We start from the raw sequence: 18,625 nt of genomic DNA on the forward strand, positions 1-18,625 counted from the left end.
AAACAAGGAAGTTCACATTATGAGCAAGCCCTTCCCCTCTGATCTTGAAATCGCCCAGGCAGCGACCCTGCAGCCGATTACCGAGATTGCCGCAGCGTCTGGCATCAATGAAGATCGCCTAGAGCCCTACGGCAAGTACGTTGCCAAAGTGCAGTTGACCGACGACACCACCGCAGAAAAGGCCCTGGCCCGTGGCTCCAAGTACATCGTGGTCACAGCCGTTACCCCCACCCCTCTTGGTGAAGGTAAGACCGCAACCTCGGTCTCCCTGGCCCAAGGTATGGCAGCAACCGGCCGCAAGGCCATGCTGACCCTGCGTCAGCCCTCCATGGGCCCCACCTTCGGCATCAAGGGCGGCGCAGCAGGTGGCGGCTACTCCCAGATTGTCCCCATGGAGAAGCTCAACCTGCACCTGACCGGTGACTTCCACGCCGTTACCGCAGCCCACAACCTGCTTGCTGCCATGATTGACAACCACCTGCACCACGGCAACGAGCTGCGCATCGACACCCGCGCCATCACCTGGCGCCGCGTCATCGACATGAACGACCGCGCCCTGCGCAACATCGTTATTGGTCTGGGTGAGCGCATGGACGGTGTGCCCCGCGAAACCGGCTTCGATATCACCTCAGCCAGCGAAATCATGGTGATTCTCTCGCTCTCCACCAGCTTCGCCGACCTGCAGGAGCGCCTGGCCAAGATCGTGATTGGCCTCAACGTGGACGGTGATCCCGTCACCGCTGCTGACCTCAAGGCTGACGGGGCCATGGCCGTCATTCTGGCGGACGCCATCAACCCCAACCTCCTGCAGACCCTGGAGAAAACCCCCGCCCTGATCCACGCTGGCCCCTTCGGCAATATCGCTACCGGCAACTCCTCGGTTGTGGCTGACTATGTAGGACTGGAGCACGCCGATTATGTCATCACCGAGGCCGGCTTCGGTGCTGATATGGGTGCTGAGCGTTTCTTCAACGTCAAGTGCCGCGTCTCCGGTCTGAAGCCGGACGCCGCCGTCCTGGTGGTCACCGTCCGCTCCCTCAAGTCCCACTCGGGCCGCTATAAGATTGTGCCCGGCAAGCCCCTGCCCGAGGGCCTGCTGGCAGAGAACACCGAGGACGTCGAGGCAGGCGCCGCTAACCTGCTCAAGCACATCGAGATTGTGCGCTCCTTCGGTGTGCAGCCGGTGGTTGCTATCAACGCCTTCCCCACCGATTTCGAGTCAGAACACGAGACGATCCGCCGCATTGCCGAGGAGGCTGGCGCTCGCGTGGCGATTCACCGCGGCGTTGCCGAGGGCGGTAAGGGCGTGACCGAGCTGGCGGACGCCGTCGCCGCAGCCTGCGATGACGTGAGCGAGCTGACCTACACCTACGAGGACGAAGACAGCCTGACCACCAAGATCGAGAAGGTTGCCACCAAGGTCTACGGGGCGGACGGCATTGAGGTCGCCCCGGCTGCGGCCAAGCAGCTGGCCCGCTACGAGGAGCTGGGCTACGGCAAGCTGCCGGTTGTCATCGCCAAGACCCACCTGTCCATCTCGGCTGACGCCTCGCTGAAGGGTGCTCCGACCGGTTGGACCCTGCCCGTGCGCGAGGTGCGCCTGGCCGCCGGTGCCGGTTATGTGTACGCCATCTGCGGTACCATGCGGACCATGCCTGGCTTGGCCAAGTCCCCGGCTGCCGAACGTATCGGTTTTGACGAGAACGGCACCATGGTCGGCCTCTTCTAAACCGCCTTTAAACAGGTAGGTACCATTTAAATCAGAAAAACCCACCAGTCAGGTGGGTTTTTCTGATTTAGATGGTACCTAGTCCCTTAAGGGCGAGGTTACTGCTGTTCGGGGGCGTCCTCACCCGGGGCATCCGGCTGGCACACGGTACCGTCCTTGGGAACGGTGCCGTCGACCAGGTAGGCGGTCGCCAACTCATCGACGCAGGTAGAGCGGCCGGAGAAGGACGCCCCGTGGCCCGTACCCTCCAAGGTTACGAAGGAAGCCTTCCCCAGCTGGCGGGCCAGCTCCTTGCCGTGCTGGTAGGGGGTGGCGTGGTCACCGGTAATGCCAATGACCAGCAGGTCGGTTGAAACCTTCGAAGCGTCGAAAGACGTCGTGATATCGGTGCCGGTCGCGGGCAAAACCGCACAGTCGAACTCGGTAAACTCAGCCAGCACCTCATCGGTGATCTCAGGGCCGCCAATGAACTCGGGAACGCCCACCTCCTTCATATGAGCCAGCAGGGCCTCTACGTCCGGAGTCTTAGGCTTAGAGGGGCACACCACCAGCTGCCCGGCCGTATCAATCTCAGCGCTGTTATGCGCAATCATCTGGGCAAGGGCGTCTACCGCTTCCTTATCCCCGGCCTTGGCTTTACCCAGCAGGTCTAGGCCGTCCCCTTGCATGACGTCCGGCCCGTAGAGCTGGCTGGTCAGGTAATCACGCAGCTCTAAACCGGTAATCTCGGTGCCGTCACTGGCCACCAGGGGCTTGTCGGTTAGGGACTTCTGGTAGTCGAGCATTTCGCGCTCGCTGGTGAAGGGGCAGGTCACGGCTGCACCTTCTGAGGTGGTGAGGTCGGAGCATCGGTCTGCCAGGGCACCCACAGCTTTCGATACCGCCACCATCTGGTCGTAGTTGTGGGTCAGGGCACCCCACTGGGCATTTTCAGCCGAGTCGAGCACCATGCGTCCTGCCTTCTCGGGGAAGAGGGTGGCGTAGGTGGCCCCCAGCATGGTGCCGTAGGAGTAGCCCAGGTAGTCGAGGCGCTCGCCCCCGGCTAGGGAGCGGAGCAGCTCCATATCGCGGGCTACCTGGGAGGTGCCCATGTAGTTGGCAACCTCTGAGCTAGCGGCGCATTCGGCAAGCTGTACGGCGGCAACTTCAGAGTCTGACTCGCATACCACGGGGGAGGACGCCCCAATACCGCGCGGGTCAAAGCCCCAGAGCTGGTGGCTTTCCAGTACGGGTGCAAAAGAGGGGTCGGTTGCCAGCGACATGGCGTGCTGAATACCGCCGATGCCCGGCCCGCCGGGGTTGGTGAAGAGGGGCATCTGCTCCTTACCCCCGGTTGATACAGTGCGGCTGACGGCCAACTCGACGGTGCGGTTGTCCTCGGGGTCGCCCCAGTTCAGCGGAGCGGTGACGGTGCCGCACTCGTAGTTGGCATAGTCAAAGCCGGTTTCCTTCAAGATTTCTTCGTTCTCGGGTGAGAAACCGCTGTGCTCGGCAGTGCACTCACCCCAGGTGATGGTCTGGTCGTAGAAGTTCTCAAAGTTTTCCCGCTGCCAGCTTGCCCCGTTTGCCCGGTCGGCGGCAGGAGCAAGCGCCTGATCGGAGGGCTCCTGGGCTGAGGGGATACTGAGGCTACAGCCTGCTAGCGCCAGGGCGCTGATGGTGAGGACGGCTGTGGTTAGGTAGGTGGTGCGGGGGATCGGGGTGGGCACGGTTAACTTCTTTCTGTGACCGCTTGTGCGAGCCTGCCCTATATCGACGGTAGGCCCGCACAAGCAGTCAGGTGAGAATGGCTTTCATATGTCTGTGAAAACCAGTGTACTCTCACGCCTGTCTTAAGAAATCAGCCGTCAGGATGAACCTGCCACCCCGCCGCTAGGCGGAGAATTTACTCAGCCCAGTCCCTCTTGGGGGAGGTGCCGCCAATACCAGCGTTGAAGGTGTTAGTGGGATCCAGTTCCTTGAAGTGCTCCACCATAGCCTCAGGCATGTGGTAGAGACGGCCGTAGTTGTGTTCAGCCGGCAGCTTGGCGCCACGGGCCTCGAGCAGCTCCTGGATATCGTCGTGCAGCTTATGGGGGTCAACGCCCTTCTTGGCAACGTAATCCTGGTGCATGACGTGGCAGAAGAAGTGGCCGTAGTAGGCGGTAACGTCCAGCTGGCTAGCAATTTCAGGGGGCAGTACCTCTAGCCAGTCCCAGTCGTCCCGGCGCAGGGCAACATCGATGGGAATGAGCTCGCCCAGCTCCTTGCGCTTCATGCTGGCGTAGCGGGTGGCCGCGCTGGCAGCGCCGAAGCGGTGAAGGTTGGCGCTCTGGGCCTCGTCCGCCGTGCAGATGAAGAAGTCGCCCTCATGTTCGGGAGCTGCGAAGAAGTCCTTGAGCATGGTTTCGGTCGCCTGCTTCTGGGCTTCGCTGACGGTGAGCAGCAGGTGGTGTTCGAAGCGGTCGCGGTACTCCAGCATACGCTTGGGCAGCTGGCTGGGGACCAGGTCGAAGAAACGCTGGGAGACGGTGTCTGCGAAGGTGGGGCCGATGCCCGGAACCTTACCGAAGACCCCGTTAGCCCAGGTCTTGAAGGCAAACATGCGGGTCTGCAGTGCAGAGCTCATGTACTTGAGGAAAACGAAGGTGTCTTTGCCGTACTTTTCTGCCAGGTCGAAGGCGCTGCGGCCCATGTACTCACCCGAGATGGGCAGGGGCATGTCAGCTTCGAGGAAGATGCGGCGGATTTCTTCGAGCTCGCGGGGGTTGTGGGTGCCGATGTAGAACATGGCGGGGTTCTTCTCGAGCGGGAAGGTGCGGGTTCGCACGGCAAAGACCATGATTTTGCCAGCGGATCCGGACGCCTCAAACAGGTACTCGGGGTTGGAGTTGTAGCGGGCGGGGGTCGGCTCCATCTTGCGGAGGTGGGCGGCGTACTCGGTCTCGCTGCTGTCGGCAGGGGCGGGGGTGACATCGTCCGCCGACCAGGCGCCGCGCTGCAGGCGGTCGAGGGCGACCTCGGGGTCATCGCCCAGGGAGATGCCCAGGTGGTTGACCAGCTCGACCTTGCCTTCTTCGGTGACGCGGGCGTAGATGGCTTCGCGTGTGAAGGCCGGGCCCTTACGAATCTGGCTGCCGCCGGAGTTATTGGCGATACCGCCGATGACCGAGGCACCGATGGAGGTGGACCCGATCACCGAGTGGGGTTCGCGGCCGTGTGGTGCCAGTTCTTCGGTCAGGTGGGTGAGGGTGGCGCCCGCCAGGGAGATGGCCTCGTGGGCGTCGTTAATCAGGTGCACCTGGTTGATGAGGTGGGTTGAGATGAGCACGATGGGGCGGTCGTAGTCCTGGAAGCCGGGGCCGGAACCGCCGGTCAGACCGGTGTTAGAGGCCTGGGGGATGACCATGAGGTTGTGGTCGACGCAGACCTGGAGCGCCTTCCACATCTGCACCAGGGTGGTGGGGCGGAGGACGGCAAGCAGGGGGCCGCCGCCGAAGCGGTAGCCCTTGCTGTAGGGCATGGTCGCGTGCTCTGCGGTGAGCACATGGTCAGAGCCCACAATGTCCTTGAATGCCGCGAGGGCCTGCTGATGGGCTCCTGAGTTTGCTGGGGAGGTCATCTCACATTTTTCTGTCGAGGGTTAGTGCTTTCACTTTGATTCTACTACCAGCCCCGCTCCTTCCACGCAGGCAGCTGGAGGCGTTCCCTGCCCAGGGTGGTGGAGTCGCCGTGGCCCGGCAGCACCAGGGTGCTATCGTCAAAGCGGGCGAAGATACGTTCTGAAACATCGGCAAAAAGCTGCTCAAAATCCTGGGGAGAGTTGGTCTTGCCCACCCCGCCCGGGAAGAGCGAATCCCCGGTGAACAGCAGAGCCCGCTTACCGGCGTCCGCCCCCTCAGATACCCGCAGGGCAAGGGCAATTGAACCCGGGGTATGCCCGCGCAGGGCAATCACCTCAAGCTCAATACCGGCTAAGGTCAGACGCTCGCCGCCCACCAGGCGTTCTTCAACCTCTACGCCTTCCTGCTCGGCGATAGCCTCAGCATCGGGGGCACCGCAGTAGGTTGCCGGGTCCCAAGCTTCAACAGCCTCGGGCAGGGCACGGATATGGTCCCAGTGGGAATGGGTGGTCACCAGGGCGCGGACGCCAGCCCCCGCCTGGCCGTGGGCAGCGGGGGAGTCGGCGGCGGCAGCCTGCTGAGCGAAGGCGTTGATGGCGGGAAAATCGTCCGCGGCATCAATCAGCACCTGCCCACCGCTCGCCCGGTGGGTCAGCAGGTAGACGTTGTTTTCCATCTCCGATACCGCAATGGACCGCACGGTCAGGGCATCGGACTCAAAAATTAGGGTATTGGCTAGGTCACTCATGGCCCCATTCTAGGCTCTCACACCACTTTGTACCATGCCCTGCCCGTTTTAAGACCCCAGAATGAGCAGGAGGCGGTACAAACCGGGAGGGGGAGACGCTTTCATCAGCCACTCAAAGCCTATAGAATATATCTTCGAAACATTCTCTTAGATAGGTGACTCATGGCAGGCTCAGCCACACAACCCACCGGCAACGACCTCACCCATATCCGTGTGCAGGGCGCCCGCGAAAACAACCTCAAAAACGTCGACCTCGACATCCCCCGCGACGCCATGGTCGTCTTCACTGGCCTCTCCGGGTCGGGCAAATCCTCCCTCGCCTTCGACACCATCTTCGCCGAGGGCCAGCGCCGCTACATCGAATCCCTCTCCTCCTACGCCCGCATGTTCCTGGGCCAGGTCGACAAACCCGATGTCGACTTCATCGAGGGCCTTTCACCGGCTGTCTCCATCGATCAGAAATCTACCTCTAAGAACCCGCGCTCAACTGTCGGCACCATCACCGAAATCTACGACTACATGCGCCTGCTCTGGGCGCGTGTGGGCCACCCCCACTGCCCCGAGTGCGGCGAGGAAATCTCTAAGCAGTCCCCCCAGCAAATCGTTGATACCCTCATGGACTACCCCGAGAAAACCCGCCTGCAGGTGCTCGCCCCCGTGGTCTCAGCCCGCAAGGGCGAGTTCGTCGACCTCTTCAAAGAACTCTCCACCGCCGGCTACGCCCGCGCCCGCGTGGACGGCGAGGTCATCCAACTCACCGACCCACCCAAACTCGAAAAGCAGTACAAGCACACCATCGAGGTCGTCGTTGACCGTATCGCCATTAAGGAGAGCGTCCACCAGCGCCTGACCGACTCCGTCGAAACCGCGCTGGGGCTCGCCGACGGCAAGGTCCTCATCGACTTCGTGGACGAGGACGCCGACGCCCCGGGCCGCACCCGCTCCTTCAGCGAAAACCTGGCCTGCCCCAACGGCCACCCGCTGGCCGTCACCGAGGTAGAACCCCGCGCCTTCTCCTTTAACTCGCCCTTCGGCGCCTGCGCCGCCTGCGACGGTATCGGCTCCACACTTGAAGTAGACACCGACCTGATTGTGCCCAACCCCGACCTTTCCCTGGCCGAGGGAGCGGTCGCCCCCTGGGCCACCGGCAAGGCAACCAGCGAATACTGGCTCCGCCTGCTCGCCGGCCTCGCTGAAGAACTCGACTTCGACCTTGCCACCCCCTTCAAAGACCTTCCCGCCAAGGTCAAAAAAGCTATCCTGAACGGCAAGGACTACAAGGTCACCGTCGCCTACAAAAACCGCTTCGGCCGCGAACGCCGCTACACCTCCGGCTTCGAGGGTGCAAGCGCCTACATCAAACGCAAGTACGAAGAAACCGAATCAGACTGGTCAAAAGACCGCTACGAACAGTACATGCGTAAGGTCGCCTGCACCTCCTGCAACGGCGCCCGCCTCAACCCCACCATCCTGGCCGTCACCGTCGGCGGCAAGTCCATCGCCGACGTCACCGACATGCCCATGCGCGATGCCCTCACCTTCATGCGCTCGCTGGCCCTGAGTGAGCGCGAGGCTAAGATTGCTGAGCTGGTGCTCAAAGAAATTGATGCCCGCCTGCAGTTCCTGCTCGATGTGGGCCTGGACTACCTGAACCTGGCCCGCTCTGCGGGTACCCTCTCGGGCGGTGAAGCCCAGCGTATCCGCCTGGCAACCCAGATTGGCTCCGGCCTGGTGGGCGTGCTCTACGTGCTGGACGAACCCTCCATTGGCCTACACCAGCGCGATAACCGCCGACTGATTGAAACCCTCACCAAGCTGCGTGACATGGGCAATACCCTCATCGTGGTGGAGCACGACGAAGACACCATGAAGGAAGCTGACTGGATCGTGGACGTTGGCCCCGGCGCTGGCGAGCACGGCGGGCAGATCGTGCACTCGGGTACCTTTGCCGAGCTCCTTGAGAATAAAAACTCCGTGACCGGTGACTACATGGCCGGACGCCGCGCCATCACGGTGCCCGCCACCCGCCGTCCGGTTGACCCCAAGCGCACCATCAAGGTCATTGGGGCTCGTGAAAACAACCTCAAGAACGTAGATGTCGAGTTCCCCCTGGGTGTGCTCACCGCCGTCACCGGCGTCTCCGGTTCGGGCAAGTCCACCCTGGTCAACGATATTCTCTACACCTCCCTGGCGAATAAGCTCAACGGGGCCAAGCAGGTGCCGGGCCGTCACAAGACCATTACCGGCCTGGAGCACCTCGACAAGATTATCCACGTGGACCAGTCGCCCATCGGCCGCACCCCGCGTTCAAACCCGGCGACCTATACCGGCGTCTTTGACCACATCCGCAAGCTCTTTGCAGAAACCACCGAAGCCAAGATGCGCGGCTACCAGCCCGGTCGTTTCTCCTTCAACGTCAAGGGCGGACGCTGCGAAGCCTGCTCGGGCGATGGCACCCTCAAGATTGAGATGAACTTCCTGCCCGATGTCTACGTGCCCTGTGAGGTCTGCAAGGGCAAGCGCTACAACCGCGAGACCCTCGAAGTGCACTACAAGGGCAAGACTATTGCCGACGTCCTTGAAATGCCGGTCTCTGAAGCCGCAGAATTCTTCGCCGCTTTCACCAAGATTTCGCGCTATCTTGACACCCTGGTGGACGTGGGCCTCGGCTATGTGCGTTTGGGCCAGTCAGCGACCACCCTCTCCGGCGGTGAAGCCCAGCGCGTCAAGCTGGCTACCGAACTGCAAAAGCGCTCCAACGGCCGCTCCATCTACGTGCTCGATGAGCCCACCACCGGTCTGCACTTTGAAGATATCCGCAAGCTCCTTGGAGTGGTACAGGGCCTGGTGGATAAAGGCAACACCGTCATTACCATCGAGCACAACCTGGACGTCATCAAGAGCGCCGACTGGCTCATCGACATGGGCCCCGAAGGCGGCGACGGCGGTGGCACCGTGCTGGCAACCGGTACCCCCGAGCAGCTGGCAACCGTTCCCGAATCCCACACCGGCCGCTTCCTAGCTGAGATGCTCTAGGGCAGCAGCACCCCGCCGGGGTATGCTAAATAGGTCAAAACAGCCCTAAAATTTCAAAAAGCATACCCCGGGTGGGGTGCCTGCCACGGTAGGCCCCGCCAGCTGTGCACCAAGGAGTTCTCATGTCCCTCAAATACAAGGCAACTCAAAAGACCGTCGAAGCCCTGCTCCGTACCGTCTTCCGCGCCCGCGTGACCGGCCTTGAGAACTTCCCCGCTGAGGGCCCCGTCATCGTGGCCTCCAACCACCTGGCCTTCCTTGACTCGGTGATTATCTCAGCCCTCATGCCCCGCCGGGTTGCCTTTCTCGCCAAGTCTGAGTACGTCAACTCACCGGGCTTTAAGGGCAAGGCCATGAAGACCCTCTTCCAGGTCATCGACATTATTCCGGTCAACCGCACCGACAAAAAAGAGTCCATGAAGGCCCTCGAAACCGCCCTCGACCGCCTCAACGAGGGCAAGGTCTTCGGTATCTACCCCGAGGGCACCCGCTCCCGCGACGGCTACCTCTATAAGGGAAAAATCGGGGTGGCCTGGCTGGCTCACATGACCGGGGCCACCGTAGTGCCCATCGGCCTGATTGGTACCGATAAGATTCAAAAGCCGGGCTCCAACATGGTCTACCCTCACCGTTTTACGGTGCGGGTGGGGGAGCCCATGACCTTCGAAAAACTGGGGGAGCGTATGAGCGGCAAGCAGCGCCGCCAGACCACCGACCAGATTATGGACGCTATCGCCCAGCTCTCTGGCCAGCCCCGCAAAAACGAATACAACGTCTCACCGTCAGCAGAACGCGACGGGGGAATCTAGCCCAGCACCCAGCGCGGGCTAGAGGCTCCTGCCGCTCCTGACCTAGCTCAAAGGACCTGATACACGTGGCCGATCCTGCCTCCTACCGCCCGGCGTCCGGCGAAATCCCCACCAACCCCGGGGTCTACCGCTTCCGCGACGAGGTGGGGCGTATTATCTACGTGGGTAAGGCCAAGAATCTGCGCAACCGCCTGAACTCCTATTTTGCCCGCGTAGATTCCCTGAGCCCTAAAACCTACGCTATGGTGCACACGGCCGCCTCGGTGGAGTGGACGGTGGTGGGCAGCGAGCTCGAATCGTTGCAGTTGGAGTACACCTGGATCAAGGAATACAAGCCCCGTTTTAACATCGCCTTCCGCGATGATAAGTCCTACCCCTACCTGGCTGTCACCCTGAAAGACCGCTTCCCGCGCGCCCAGGTCATGCGCGGGGAAAAGAAGAAGGGGGTGCGCTATTTCGGCCCCTACTCCCAGGCATGGGCTATCCGCGAAACCCTTGACGCCCTCTTGCGGGTCTTCCCGGTGCGCACCTGCTCAGCCGGCGTTTTCAACCGGGCGCAGGCGTCCGACCGGCCCTGCCTGCTGGGCTACATCGACAAGTGCGCCGCCCCCTGCGTGGGTAGGGTGAGCCGCGAAGACCACCAGAAAATCGCTGAGGACCTGTGCTCCTTCATGGCCGGGGGAGCCGAGAAGTTCATTGCCGACCTGACTCGGCAGATGAAGGACGCCGCCGCCGACTTTGATTTTGAAAAGGCTGCCCGCCTGCGCGATGACATCGAAGCCCTGACCAAGGCTTTTGAACGCAACGCCGTGGTGCTGCCCGATTCGGTGAATGCCGACCTGTTCAACTTTGTTGAAGATGACCTAGAAGCTGCGGTGCAGGTGTTTTATGTGCGCGGCGGACGCATTCGCGGCCAGCGGGGCTGGATCGTTGAGAAGGTCGAAGACTCCACCCCCGAAGCCCTGGTCGACCACCTATTGGTTCAGGTCTACGGCGAGGCCGCTGCCGCCCTGGCCGCTGGGTCAACCGAGGAAGAAATCAACCACAACCTCAACGAGATACCCCGCCATATCAACGTGCCGGTTCTACCTGAAAACCACGAGAAGCTCGAAGAATGGCTCTCGGGTGTGCGCGGGGCCAAGGTGACCATTAGTGTGCCCCAGCGCGGCGACCGGGTTGAGCTGATGGCAACCGTTGCCGAGAACGCCAAACAGGCCCTGACCCTGCACAAGACCCGCCGGGCAGGGGACCTCACCACCCGCTCAGCCTCCCTGGTAGAACTCCAAGAGACCCTGGAACTGCCCGAAGCCCTCATGCGCATCGAGTGCTACGACATCTCCCACGTACAGGGCACTAACGTGGTGGCCTCCATGGTGGTCTTTGAGGACGGCCTGCCCAAGAAGAGCGATTACCGCAAGTTCTCCATTACCGGGGACGCCGCCCGTGACGATACCGCCAGCATGTACGACGTCATCTACCGACGCTTCCGCCGCTATCTCACTGACGAGGCCCCAGGGGCCCGGGTGCGGGCGTCCGGTCAAATCAGCGACGAGGACCTGCACACCAAGGAGCCGGCCAAGTTCGCCTACCCGCCCAACCTGGTGGTGGTGGACGGTGGCCAGCCCCAGGTTGCCGCCGCCACCAGAGCCCTCGAAGACCTGGGAATTACCGATATCTACGTGGTCGGTATCGCCAAGCGACTCGAAGAGCTCTGGCTGCCGGGCGACGACTTCCCCGTCATCCTGCCCAGAACCTCTAACGCCTTGTACCTAATTCAGCGTATTCGCGATGAGGCCCACCGCTTCGCTATCACCTTCCACCGCTCTAAGCGGGGTAAAGAAATGGTCAAATCAGCCCTCGACACCGTACCTGGGCTGGGCCCTGCCAAACGCGAAGCCCTCATCAAACACTTTGGCTCCCTCAAACAGCTTTCTGAAGCAAGCGCCGAAGAACTTCAAGAGGTACCGGGCATTGGCCCCGCTATGGCCCAGAAAATACGGGAACGCTTTGCTCCGGGGCCTGGGAATGAACCCGAGAGTGAAGCAGTGCACTAAGCTAGAAGTACCAACCGAATGATTCGTGGAAGCGAGAGACCCCCACCCATGTCACCCCACTCCAGCGAGCAGACCGTCAAGCCGCAAATTCTTGTGATCACCGGTATCTCGGGCGCCGGCCGATCCACCGCAGCCAACACCCTCGAAGACGAGGGCTGGTACGTGGTTGATAATATTCCCCCTCAGATGCTCGGTTCCCTGGCCCAGCTCGTCAAGGATTCACCGGGCAAACTCCCCAAGGTAGCTGTGGGCATCGATATTCGTGCCCGCCGACAGCTGGCCGACCTGCCCGAGGCTATTAACAAGCTCCGTGCCTCAGATATCGATTTCTCCATGCTCTTCATGGACGCCGCCGATAAGGACATCATCGCCCGCTACGAGGCTCAGCGCCGCCCCCACCCCCTGCAACAGGGCGGTCTTGTAGCTGAGGCAATTGCCGAAGAACGCCGCATCTTCGCTGGCTTGCAGGAGGAAGCCGACTACGTTATCGACACCTCCGGCATGAACATCCACCAGCTGGCAAAAAAGGTGCGCGAAACCTACGCCCCGGGTAAGGAACGCCTGGTCAACATCACCGTCATGAGCTTCGGCTTTAAGTACGGCACTCCCTCCGATGTGCACTACATGGCCGATATGCGCTTTATCCCCAACCCCCACTGGGTACCCGGCCTACGGGCCCAGACCGGGCAGGACGCAGGCGTCCGCGACTTTGTCTTCGCCCAGGATGGCACTGAAGAGTTCATCAGCAACTACATCGCTGCCCTGCAGCCCGTTATCGCTGGCTACCGCCGTGAGGGTAAGCTCTACGCTACCTTCGCTATCGGTTGCACCGGCGGTAAGCACCGCTCGGTGGCCGTAAGCGAAGAAATCGCCCGCCGCCTGAGCGAGATGGAAGATGTCAACATCTCCGTGCACCACCGCGACATGGGGCGAGAATAATGTCTGAGGCAACCCGCATGAGCCGGTTCCCCGAAACCGGACTACTGCCTGTCACTGCCCAGGGGCACGACCTACCCGTGCGCGTCACTGCTCTGGGTGGCGGACACGGCCTCTACGGCTCCCTATCTGCCCTCAAGCTCATTACCACCGCTCTGACCGCCGTGGTGACCGTGGCGGACGACGGTGGCTCCTCGGGTAAGCTCCGCGAAGAGCTGGACGTGCTGCCACCCGGCGACCTGCGCATGGCCCTCTCGGCCCTGTGCGACGACACCGACTGGGGGCGCACCTGGCGCGATGTTATGCAGCACCGCTTCACCTCCCGCAGCCCCGAACGTCCCACCGCCCTTGAAAACCATGCCCTGGGCAATCTGCTGATTGTCACCCTCTGGGAGCTTCTGGACGACACCATCGCCGGGCTGGACTGGGCCGGGGCCCTGCTTAACGCCCGCGGGCGCGTGCTCCCCATGGCTACCTCGCCCCTGATTATTGAAGGCGATATCGTCACCACCAACGACCACGGGGTGACCTTCCGCGATACTGTCCAGGGCCAAGCAACCCTCGCCAAGGCAGGGCGTGTGGACAAGGTCCGCCTGCTCCCCGAGAACATCGAAGCCTGCCCGGACGCCGTCCGCGCGGTGCACGAGGCCGACTGGGTGGTCTTGGGGCCAGGTTCCTTCTATACCTCTCTACTCCCGCACCTGCTCCTGCCCGGCCTACGCGACGCCATACTCAACACCAGCGCCCAGATTTGCCTGGTGATGAACCTCGAACTTGACGCCAAAGAAACCCGTGGCATGAGTGCCGCAGACCACCTGCTCGTTTTGCGTGAATACGTTCCAGAAATTAGGGTTAATACAGTCATCGCTGATCCCGCCGCCGCAGGAGAAAGCACGACATTTGAAGATGTAGCAGCCCAGCTAGGGGCGAAGGTGCTCTGGGCTGATGTGGCAGAAGCTGACCAACCCGGCGTGCACGACCCCCTCAAACTAGCAGCTGCCTACAAGCACGTCTTCAAACACTAACGCCGACCACACACCGGCACCCCGCGCTTACGAGAGCAGACACAACTTTGGAGGAAGACCCGCATGGCCCTGACGGCATCGGTCAAAGAAGAGCTGGCACACTACGAAGCCACGCGCTCATCCGTGCGCAAAGCTGAGGTAGCCACAATCTTGCGCTTCACGAACGGTCTGCACCTCGTGCAAGGCAAAATCGTGGTCGAAGCTGAAGTTGACCTCGAAACCACCGCAGAGCGCCTGCGCTACAACATCGCCGAAATGTACGGCCATGAGGCTTCCATTACCTCTATCTCGGGTGGTGGACTGCGCCGGGGCGGGCGCTACCTTGTTCGCGTTGATCAGGGCGGTGAAGCGCTGGCCCGGCAGACCGGTTTGTTAGACGGACGCGGCCGCCCCGTCCGCGGTCTACCCCCTGCCGTGGTGAACGGCTCCCTGGCCGATGCTGAAGCTGTCATGCGCGGGGCCTTCCTGGCTCACGGTTCGCTGACCGAGCCCGGGCGTTCGTCCGCCCTGGAATTTACCTGCCCCGGCCCCGAGGCTGCCCTGGCCCTGGTCGGTGCCGCCCGCCGTCTCGACGTCATCGCCAAGGCCCGCGAAGTGCGCGGGGTAGACCGGGTGGTCGTGCGCGACGGTGAGACCATCTCCCTGCTGCTAGAGCGAATGGGTGCTGTTGACGCCCTCGACAACTGGCGGGAACGCCGCGCCCGTAAAGAGGTTCGCGCGACCGCTAACCGCCTCGCCAACTTCGACGACGCCAACCTGCGCCGTTCAGCCCAGGCCGCTGTCGCCGCCGGTGCCCGCGTTGAACGGGCTTTGGAAATCCTGGGTGATAAGGTACCCGAGCACCTGCGCTACGCCGGTGAGCTGCGTGTTGCCCACAAGCAGGCTTCCTTAGACGAACTGGGCCGCCTGGCTGAACCACCCATGACCAAGGATGCTATCGCCGGCCGTATCCGCCGCCTGATTGCCATGGCCGATAAACGGGCCGCCGAGCGTGGAATCCCCGGCACTGAAGCGGGCGTGAACGGCACAAACCACCTCAACTAGGCTGTGTGGGTTTTTGTTGGTTTGCCCTTTACTGGGTGGTCTTCCTCATGCTCTCACCCGACAAAACCCATATTTCCAGGTCAAAACTGGGGTCAAGCGTCCATAAACACACGCAAGTCCACTTAAAAAACCGACAGAAACACACCAAAACTCACATAAACAGGGTATGATGGTTAACGAACCGGACGAGAGCTCACCCGCTTGAGCTGAAGGAACCACGTTTTCCCAAGTTCGGCGATGAAACGCCAGAACCGGCGTCTCGTCCACCAACGTCACTAACTGTATCTAGGAGTTTGATTTCAGTGACTGTACGCGTAGCTATTAACGGCTTTGGCCGCATCGGTCGTACCTTCTTCCGCGCAGCACAGCAGCACGGCGAAGGCTTCGAAATCGTTGCTATCAACGACCTGACCGACGTCAAGACCCTCGCACACCTGCTCAAGTACGACTCCATCATGGGTCGCTTCGACGGCGAAGTTGCTGTTTCTGAGAACGGCCTGACCGTCAACGGCAAGGAAATCAAGGTTCTGGCTGAGCGCAACCCCGCAGACCTGCCCTGGGCAGACCTCGGCGTAGACGTTGTTCTCGAATCCACCGGCTTCTTCACCGACGGTGAGAAGGCAAAGGCTCACCTCGAAGCTGGCGCCAAGAAGGTTATCCTCTCTGCACCCGGTAAGAACATCGACGGCACCTTCGTCATGGGCGTCAACGACGACCAGTACGATTCAGCCACCATGAACATCGTTTCAAACGCATCCTGCACCACCAACTGCCTGGCACCCATGGCTAAGGTACTGAACGACAAGTTCGGTATCGAGCGCGGTCTGATGACCACCATCCACGCCTACACCGCTGACCAGCGCCTGCAGGACGCCCCCCACTCAGACCTGCGCCGTGCCCGCGCCGCAGCCCTGAACATGGTTCCCACCTCAACCGGTGCAGCAGCAGCTGTTGGCCTGGTTCTGCCCGAACTCAAGGGCAAGCTGGACGGCTTCGCAGTTCGCGTCCCCACCCCCACCGGCTCCATCACCGACCTGACCTTCACCGCTTCACGCGAAGTTACCGTTGAAGAAGTCAACGCAGCCGTCAAGGAAGCAGCAGAGGGTGCCATGAAGGGCATCATCACCTACTCCGAGGAGCCCATCGTCTCCAAGGACATCGAAGGTGAGCCCGTTTCAACCGTCTTCGACGCACCCCTGACCAAGGTCATCGGCAACCAGGTCAAGGTTATCGCCTGGTACGACAACGAATACGGCTACGTTTCACGCCTCGTCATGTTCACCAACAAGGTAGTTGCAGCTCTCTAAGCTGTCATCCACCGGTCTTTCATGAGACAGCAATAGGATAGGGTTAGCGAATCGACGCGCACACGCGCGGTTCGCTAACCCTTACCTATACCCGGCACCACCCTGGTGCCCACCCCATTTACCCTCACAAACAATGGAGATGAAAACTCCCATGGCAAAGACTCTCGCAGAGCTCATCGACGGTGGCGTAGCAGGCCGCCGCGTTCTCGTCCGCTCCGACCTGAACGTACCCCTCAAGGACGGCGTCGTCACCGATGACGGCCGCGTCCGTGCCTCCCTGCCTGTACTCAAGAAGCTCACCGATGCCGGTGCCCGCGTCATCGTCACCGCCCACCTGGGTCGCCCCAAGGGTCAGGTAGACCCCCAGTACTCCATCAAGCCCGCCGCAGAACGCCTGGCAGAACTGGCAGACTTCCCCGTCATCATCGCAACCGACCTGGTGGGCGAGGACGCCAAGGCTAAGGCCGAGGCACTGAAGGACGGCGAACTGCTCGTTGTTGAAAACGTACGCTACGACGCCCGCGAAACCTCCAAGGACGACGCCGAGCGCGCCGAATTCGCAGCAGAGCTGGCAGCCCTGACCGGCGAGAACGGCGCCTACGTGAATGACGCCTTCGGTGCTGTGCATCGCAAGCACGCTTCGGTGTACGACATCGCTAAGGAACTGCCCGCCTACCTGGGCGACCTGGTCAAGACCGAAGTTGACGTCCTGCAGAAGGTCATCAAGAACCCCGACCGCCCCTTCGTCGTTGTTATGGGTGGCGCTAAGGTCTCAGACAAACTGGCAGTTATCGACAACCTCATCGGCAAGGCAGACACCCTGCTGATCGGCGGCGGCATGGGCTACACCTTCGCCAAGGCCATGGGCTACGAGATCGGCCAGTCCCTGCTGGAAGAAGACCAGATCGAAAACTGCAAGCGCTACATGGAAGAAGCTCCCAAGAAGGGTACCGAACTCATCATCGCCTCAGACATCGTCTGGTCAGATGACTTCTCCAACGACGCTAACACCGAAATCCGCCCCATCGAAGACCTCACCGGCGGCAAGCTGGGCGCCAAGGCAGAGGGTCTTGACATCGGCCCCGCCACCCGCGAACTCTTCGCCCAGAAGATCAAGGAAGCCAAGCTGGTCTTCTGGAACGGCCCCGTAGGCGTCTTCGAAATTGAAGCCTTCGCAGGCGGCACCAAGGCAGTAGCCGACGCCCTCGTCGAGTCAGAGGCATTCTCCATCATCGGTGGCGGCGACTCAGCATCAGCAGTGCGCAACCTGGGCTTCTCAGACGACCAGTTCGGCCACATCTCCACCGGCGGCGGCGCTTCCCTCGAATACATCGAAGGTAAGACCCTGCCCGGCCTCGAAGCACTCGGCGCCTAAAACAACACCACGTGGCAGTAAGCCACCCGGCGGTTAACCCGCCAGCGGGCAGGACGGGCGCACCCGCCGCGTCCTGCCCACCCACCTCAAGATTTCGCGAAAGGAACGAGCCCATGACTCGCAAGCCCCTCATCGCAGGCAACTGGAAGATGAACATGGACCACACCGAAGGTGTGACCCTGCTCCAGAAACTGGCCTGGACCCTGGACGACACCAACTTCGACTACGACACCGCCGAAGTTGCCGTTTTCCCTCCCTTCACCGACATCCGCTCCGTACAGACCCTCGTTGACGGCGACAAGCTCAACATCGTCTACGGTGGCCAGGACCTCTCAGACCAGGACTCCGGCGCCTACACCGGCGACATCTCCGGTGTCTTCCTCAAGAAGCTCGGTGCAACCTACGTGCTGGTCGGTCACTCAGAGCGTCGCACCATCCACGGCGAAACCGACGCCGTCTGCGCCGCTAAGGTACAGGCTGCCTACCGCAACGAGCTCACCCCCGTACTCTGCGTCGGTGAAGGCCTCGACAAGCGTGAAGCCGGCGAACACGTCGACTTTACCCTGGACCAGCTGCGCGGCTCCATCGAGGGCCTGACCGCAGAACAGGCTGAGACCCTGGTCGTAGCCTACGAGCCCGTCTGGGCTATCGGTACCGGCAAGGTTGCAACCGCAGCTGACGCCCAGGAAATGAGCAAGGCTATCCGCGAGGAACTGACCAAGCTCTACTCCGCAGAGGTCGCCGATAAGGTTCGCGTTCTCTACGGCGGCTCCGTCAAGGCAACATCAGCCCCCGAGATTATGGCTGAGGCAGACGTCGACGGCGTACTGGTGGGCGGTGCATCCCTCGACGCCACCGAATTCGCTAACATCGCTCGTTACAAGGCCTAAAAAATACCCTAACTAGGGGTATAGTAGATTGATGGCGCTTCGAAACGCCCTTCAACCCGACTGAAAGGTT

13 protein-coding genes are annotated in these 18,625 nt (G+C 61.6%); 10 read left to right on the forward strand and 3 right to left on the reverse strand.

Features of this window, described 5'->3' with window-relative positions; genetic code table 11:
* The first annotated feature begins 19 nt into the window (after positions 1-19).
* On the forward strand, positions 20-1,729 hold the full coding sequence (locus tag L6762_RS03440) for a formate--tetrahydrofolate ligase (protein ID WP_237185594.1): 1,710 nt from the start codon (positions 20-22) through the stop codon (positions 1,727-1,729).
* Positions 1,730-1,827: 98 nt separating this feature from the next.
* On the opposite strand, the gene L6762_RS03445 is transcribed toward L6762_RS03440, so the two are convergent.
* From L6762_RS03445 to L6762_RS03455, 3 genes are all read right to left on the reverse strand, one after another.
* The gene (locus L6762_RS03445; protein ID WP_237185595.1) at positions 1,828-3,438 is read right to left on the reverse strand and encodes an alpha/beta hydrolase; all 1,611 of its coding nucleotides are present in this window, start codon (positions 3,436-3,438) and stop codon (positions 1,828-1,830) included.
* A gap of 176 nt (positions 3,439-3,614) precedes the next feature.
* A complete protein-coding gene (gene dld, locus L6762_RS03450) occupies positions 3,615-5,330 on the reverse strand; it encodes a D-lactate dehydrogenase (RefSeq protein WP_237185596.1) in 1,716 nt (571 codons plus the stop codon).
* Between the two features lie 44 nt (positions 5,331-5,374).
* A complete protein-coding gene (locus tag L6762_RS03455) occupies positions 5,375-6,079 on the reverse strand; it encodes an MBL fold metallo-hydrolase (protein WP_237185597.1) in 705 nt (234 codons plus the stop codon).
* Positions 6,080-6,241: 162 nt separating this feature from the next.
* Between L6762_RS03455 and uvrA the strand changes: the two genes are divergently transcribed.
* The 9 genes from uvrA (at position 6,242) to tpiA (ending at position 18,555) form a co-directional block, all read left to right on the forward strand.
* Positions 6,242-9,115: an excinuclease ABC subunit UvrA gene (uvrA, locus tag L6762_RS03460; protein ID WP_237185598.1), complete on the forward strand. Its 2,874-nt coding sequence runs from the start codon at positions 6,242-6,244 to the stop codon at positions 9,113-9,115.
* A gap of 122 nt (positions 9,116-9,237) precedes the next feature.
* Entirely contained in the window at positions 9,238-9,924 is a 687-nt protein-coding gene (locus tag L6762_RS03465; protein ID WP_237185599.1) for a lysophospholipid acyltransferase family protein, read from the forward strand.
* Positions 9,925-9,989: 65 nt separating this feature from the next.
* Positions 9,990-11,978: an excinuclease ABC subunit UvrC gene (uvrC, locus tag L6762_RS03470; protein WP_237185600.1), complete on the forward strand. Its 1,989-nt coding sequence runs from the start codon at positions 9,990-9,992 to the stop codon at positions 11,976-11,978.
* Positions 11,979-12,026: 48 nt separating this feature from the next.
* Positions 12,027-12,917 carry an RNase adapter RapZ gene (gene rapZ, locus L6762_RS03475; RefSeq protein ID WP_237185601.1) on the forward strand — a complete coding sequence of 297 codons (891 nt, stop codon included), beginning with the start codon at positions 12,027-12,029 and terminating at the stop codon, positions 12,915-12,917.
* Positions 12,917-13,939 carry a gluconeogenesis factor YvcK family protein gene (locus L6762_RS03480; RefSeq protein ID WP_423817078.1) on the forward strand — a complete coding sequence of 341 codons (1,023 nt, stop codon included), beginning with the start codon at positions 12,917-12,919 and terminating at the stop codon, positions 13,937-13,939. The genes rapZ and L6762_RS03480 overlap by 1 nt, the downstream gene beginning before the upstream one ends.
* Positions 13,940-14,002: 63 nt before the next feature.
* On the forward strand, positions 14,003-14,983 hold the full coding sequence (gene whiA, locus L6762_RS03485) for a DNA-binding protein WhiA (RefSeq protein WP_237185602.1): 981 nt from the start codon (positions 14,003-14,005) through the stop codon (positions 14,981-14,983).
* A 302-nt stretch (positions 14,984-15,285) separates the two neighbouring features.
* Complete coding sequence (gene gap, locus L6762_RS03490) at positions 15,286-16,290, forward strand: type I glyceraldehyde-3-phosphate dehydrogenase (protein ID WP_237185603.1); 1,005 nt, start codon at positions 15,286-15,288, stop codon at positions 16,288-16,290.
* A gap of 151 nt (positions 16,291-16,441) precedes the next feature.
* Positions 16,442-17,665, forward strand: coding sequence for a phosphoglycerate kinase (locus tag L6762_RS03495; protein ID WP_237185604.1), 1,224 nt, complete (start codon positions 16,442-16,444; stop codon positions 17,663-17,665).
* A gap of 113 nt (positions 17,666-17,778) precedes the next feature.
* Positions 17,779-18,555 (forward strand): triose-phosphate isomerase, encoded by a 777-nt coding sequence (gene tpiA, locus L6762_RS03500; protein WP_237185605.1) that lies wholly within the window; start codon positions 17,779-17,781, stop codon positions 18,553-18,555.
* Positions 18,556-18,625: the final 70 nt, after the last annotated feature.

This window comes from Rothia nasimurium, from assembly GCF_928381705.1.
Lineage (GTDB): Bacteria > Actinomycetota > Actinomycetes > Actinomycetales > Micrococcaceae > Rothia > Rothia nasimurium_G.

Excerpts from the sequence above, each read along its gene's own strand:
- L6762_RS03440 (WP_237185594.1), top strand. The coding sequence starts at position 20 with ATGAGCAAGCCCTTCCCCTCTGATCTTGAAATCGCCCAGGCAGCGACC.
- dld (WP_237185596.1), bottom strand. The coding sequence starts at position 5,330 with ATGACCTCCCCAGCAAACTCAGGAGCCCATCAGCAGGCCCTCGCGGCA.
- L6762_RS03455 (WP_237185597.1), bottom strand. The coding sequence starts at position 6,079 with ATGAGTGACCTAGCCAATACCCTAATTTTTGAGTCCGATGCCCTGACC.
- uvrA (WP_237185598.1), top strand. The coding sequence starts at position 6,242 with ATGGCAGGCTCAGCCACACAACCCACCGGCAACGACCTCACCCATATC.
- L6762_RS03465 (WP_237185599.1), top strand. The coding sequence starts at position 9,238 with ATGTCCCTCAAATACAAGGCAACTCAAAAGACCGTCGAAGCCCTGCTC.
- rapZ (WP_237185601.1), top strand. The coding sequence starts at position 12,027 with ATGTCACCCCACTCCAGCGAGCAGACCGTCAAGCCGCAAATTCTTGTG.
- L6762_RS03480 (WP_423817078.1), top strand. The coding sequence starts at position 12,917 with ATGTCTGAGGCAACCCGCATGAGCCGGTTCCCCGAAACCGGACTACTG.
- whiA (WP_237185602.1), top strand. The coding sequence starts at position 14,003 with ATGGCCCTGACGGCATCGGTCAAAGAAGAGCTGGCACACTACGAAGCC.
- L6762_RS03495 (WP_237185604.1), top strand. The coding sequence starts at position 16,442 with ATGGCAAAGACTCTCGCAGAGCTCATCGACGGTGGCGTAGCAGGCCGC.
- tpiA (WP_237185605.1), top strand. The coding sequence starts at position 17,779 with ATGACTCGCAAGCCCCTCATCGCAGGCAACTGGAAGATGAACATGGAC.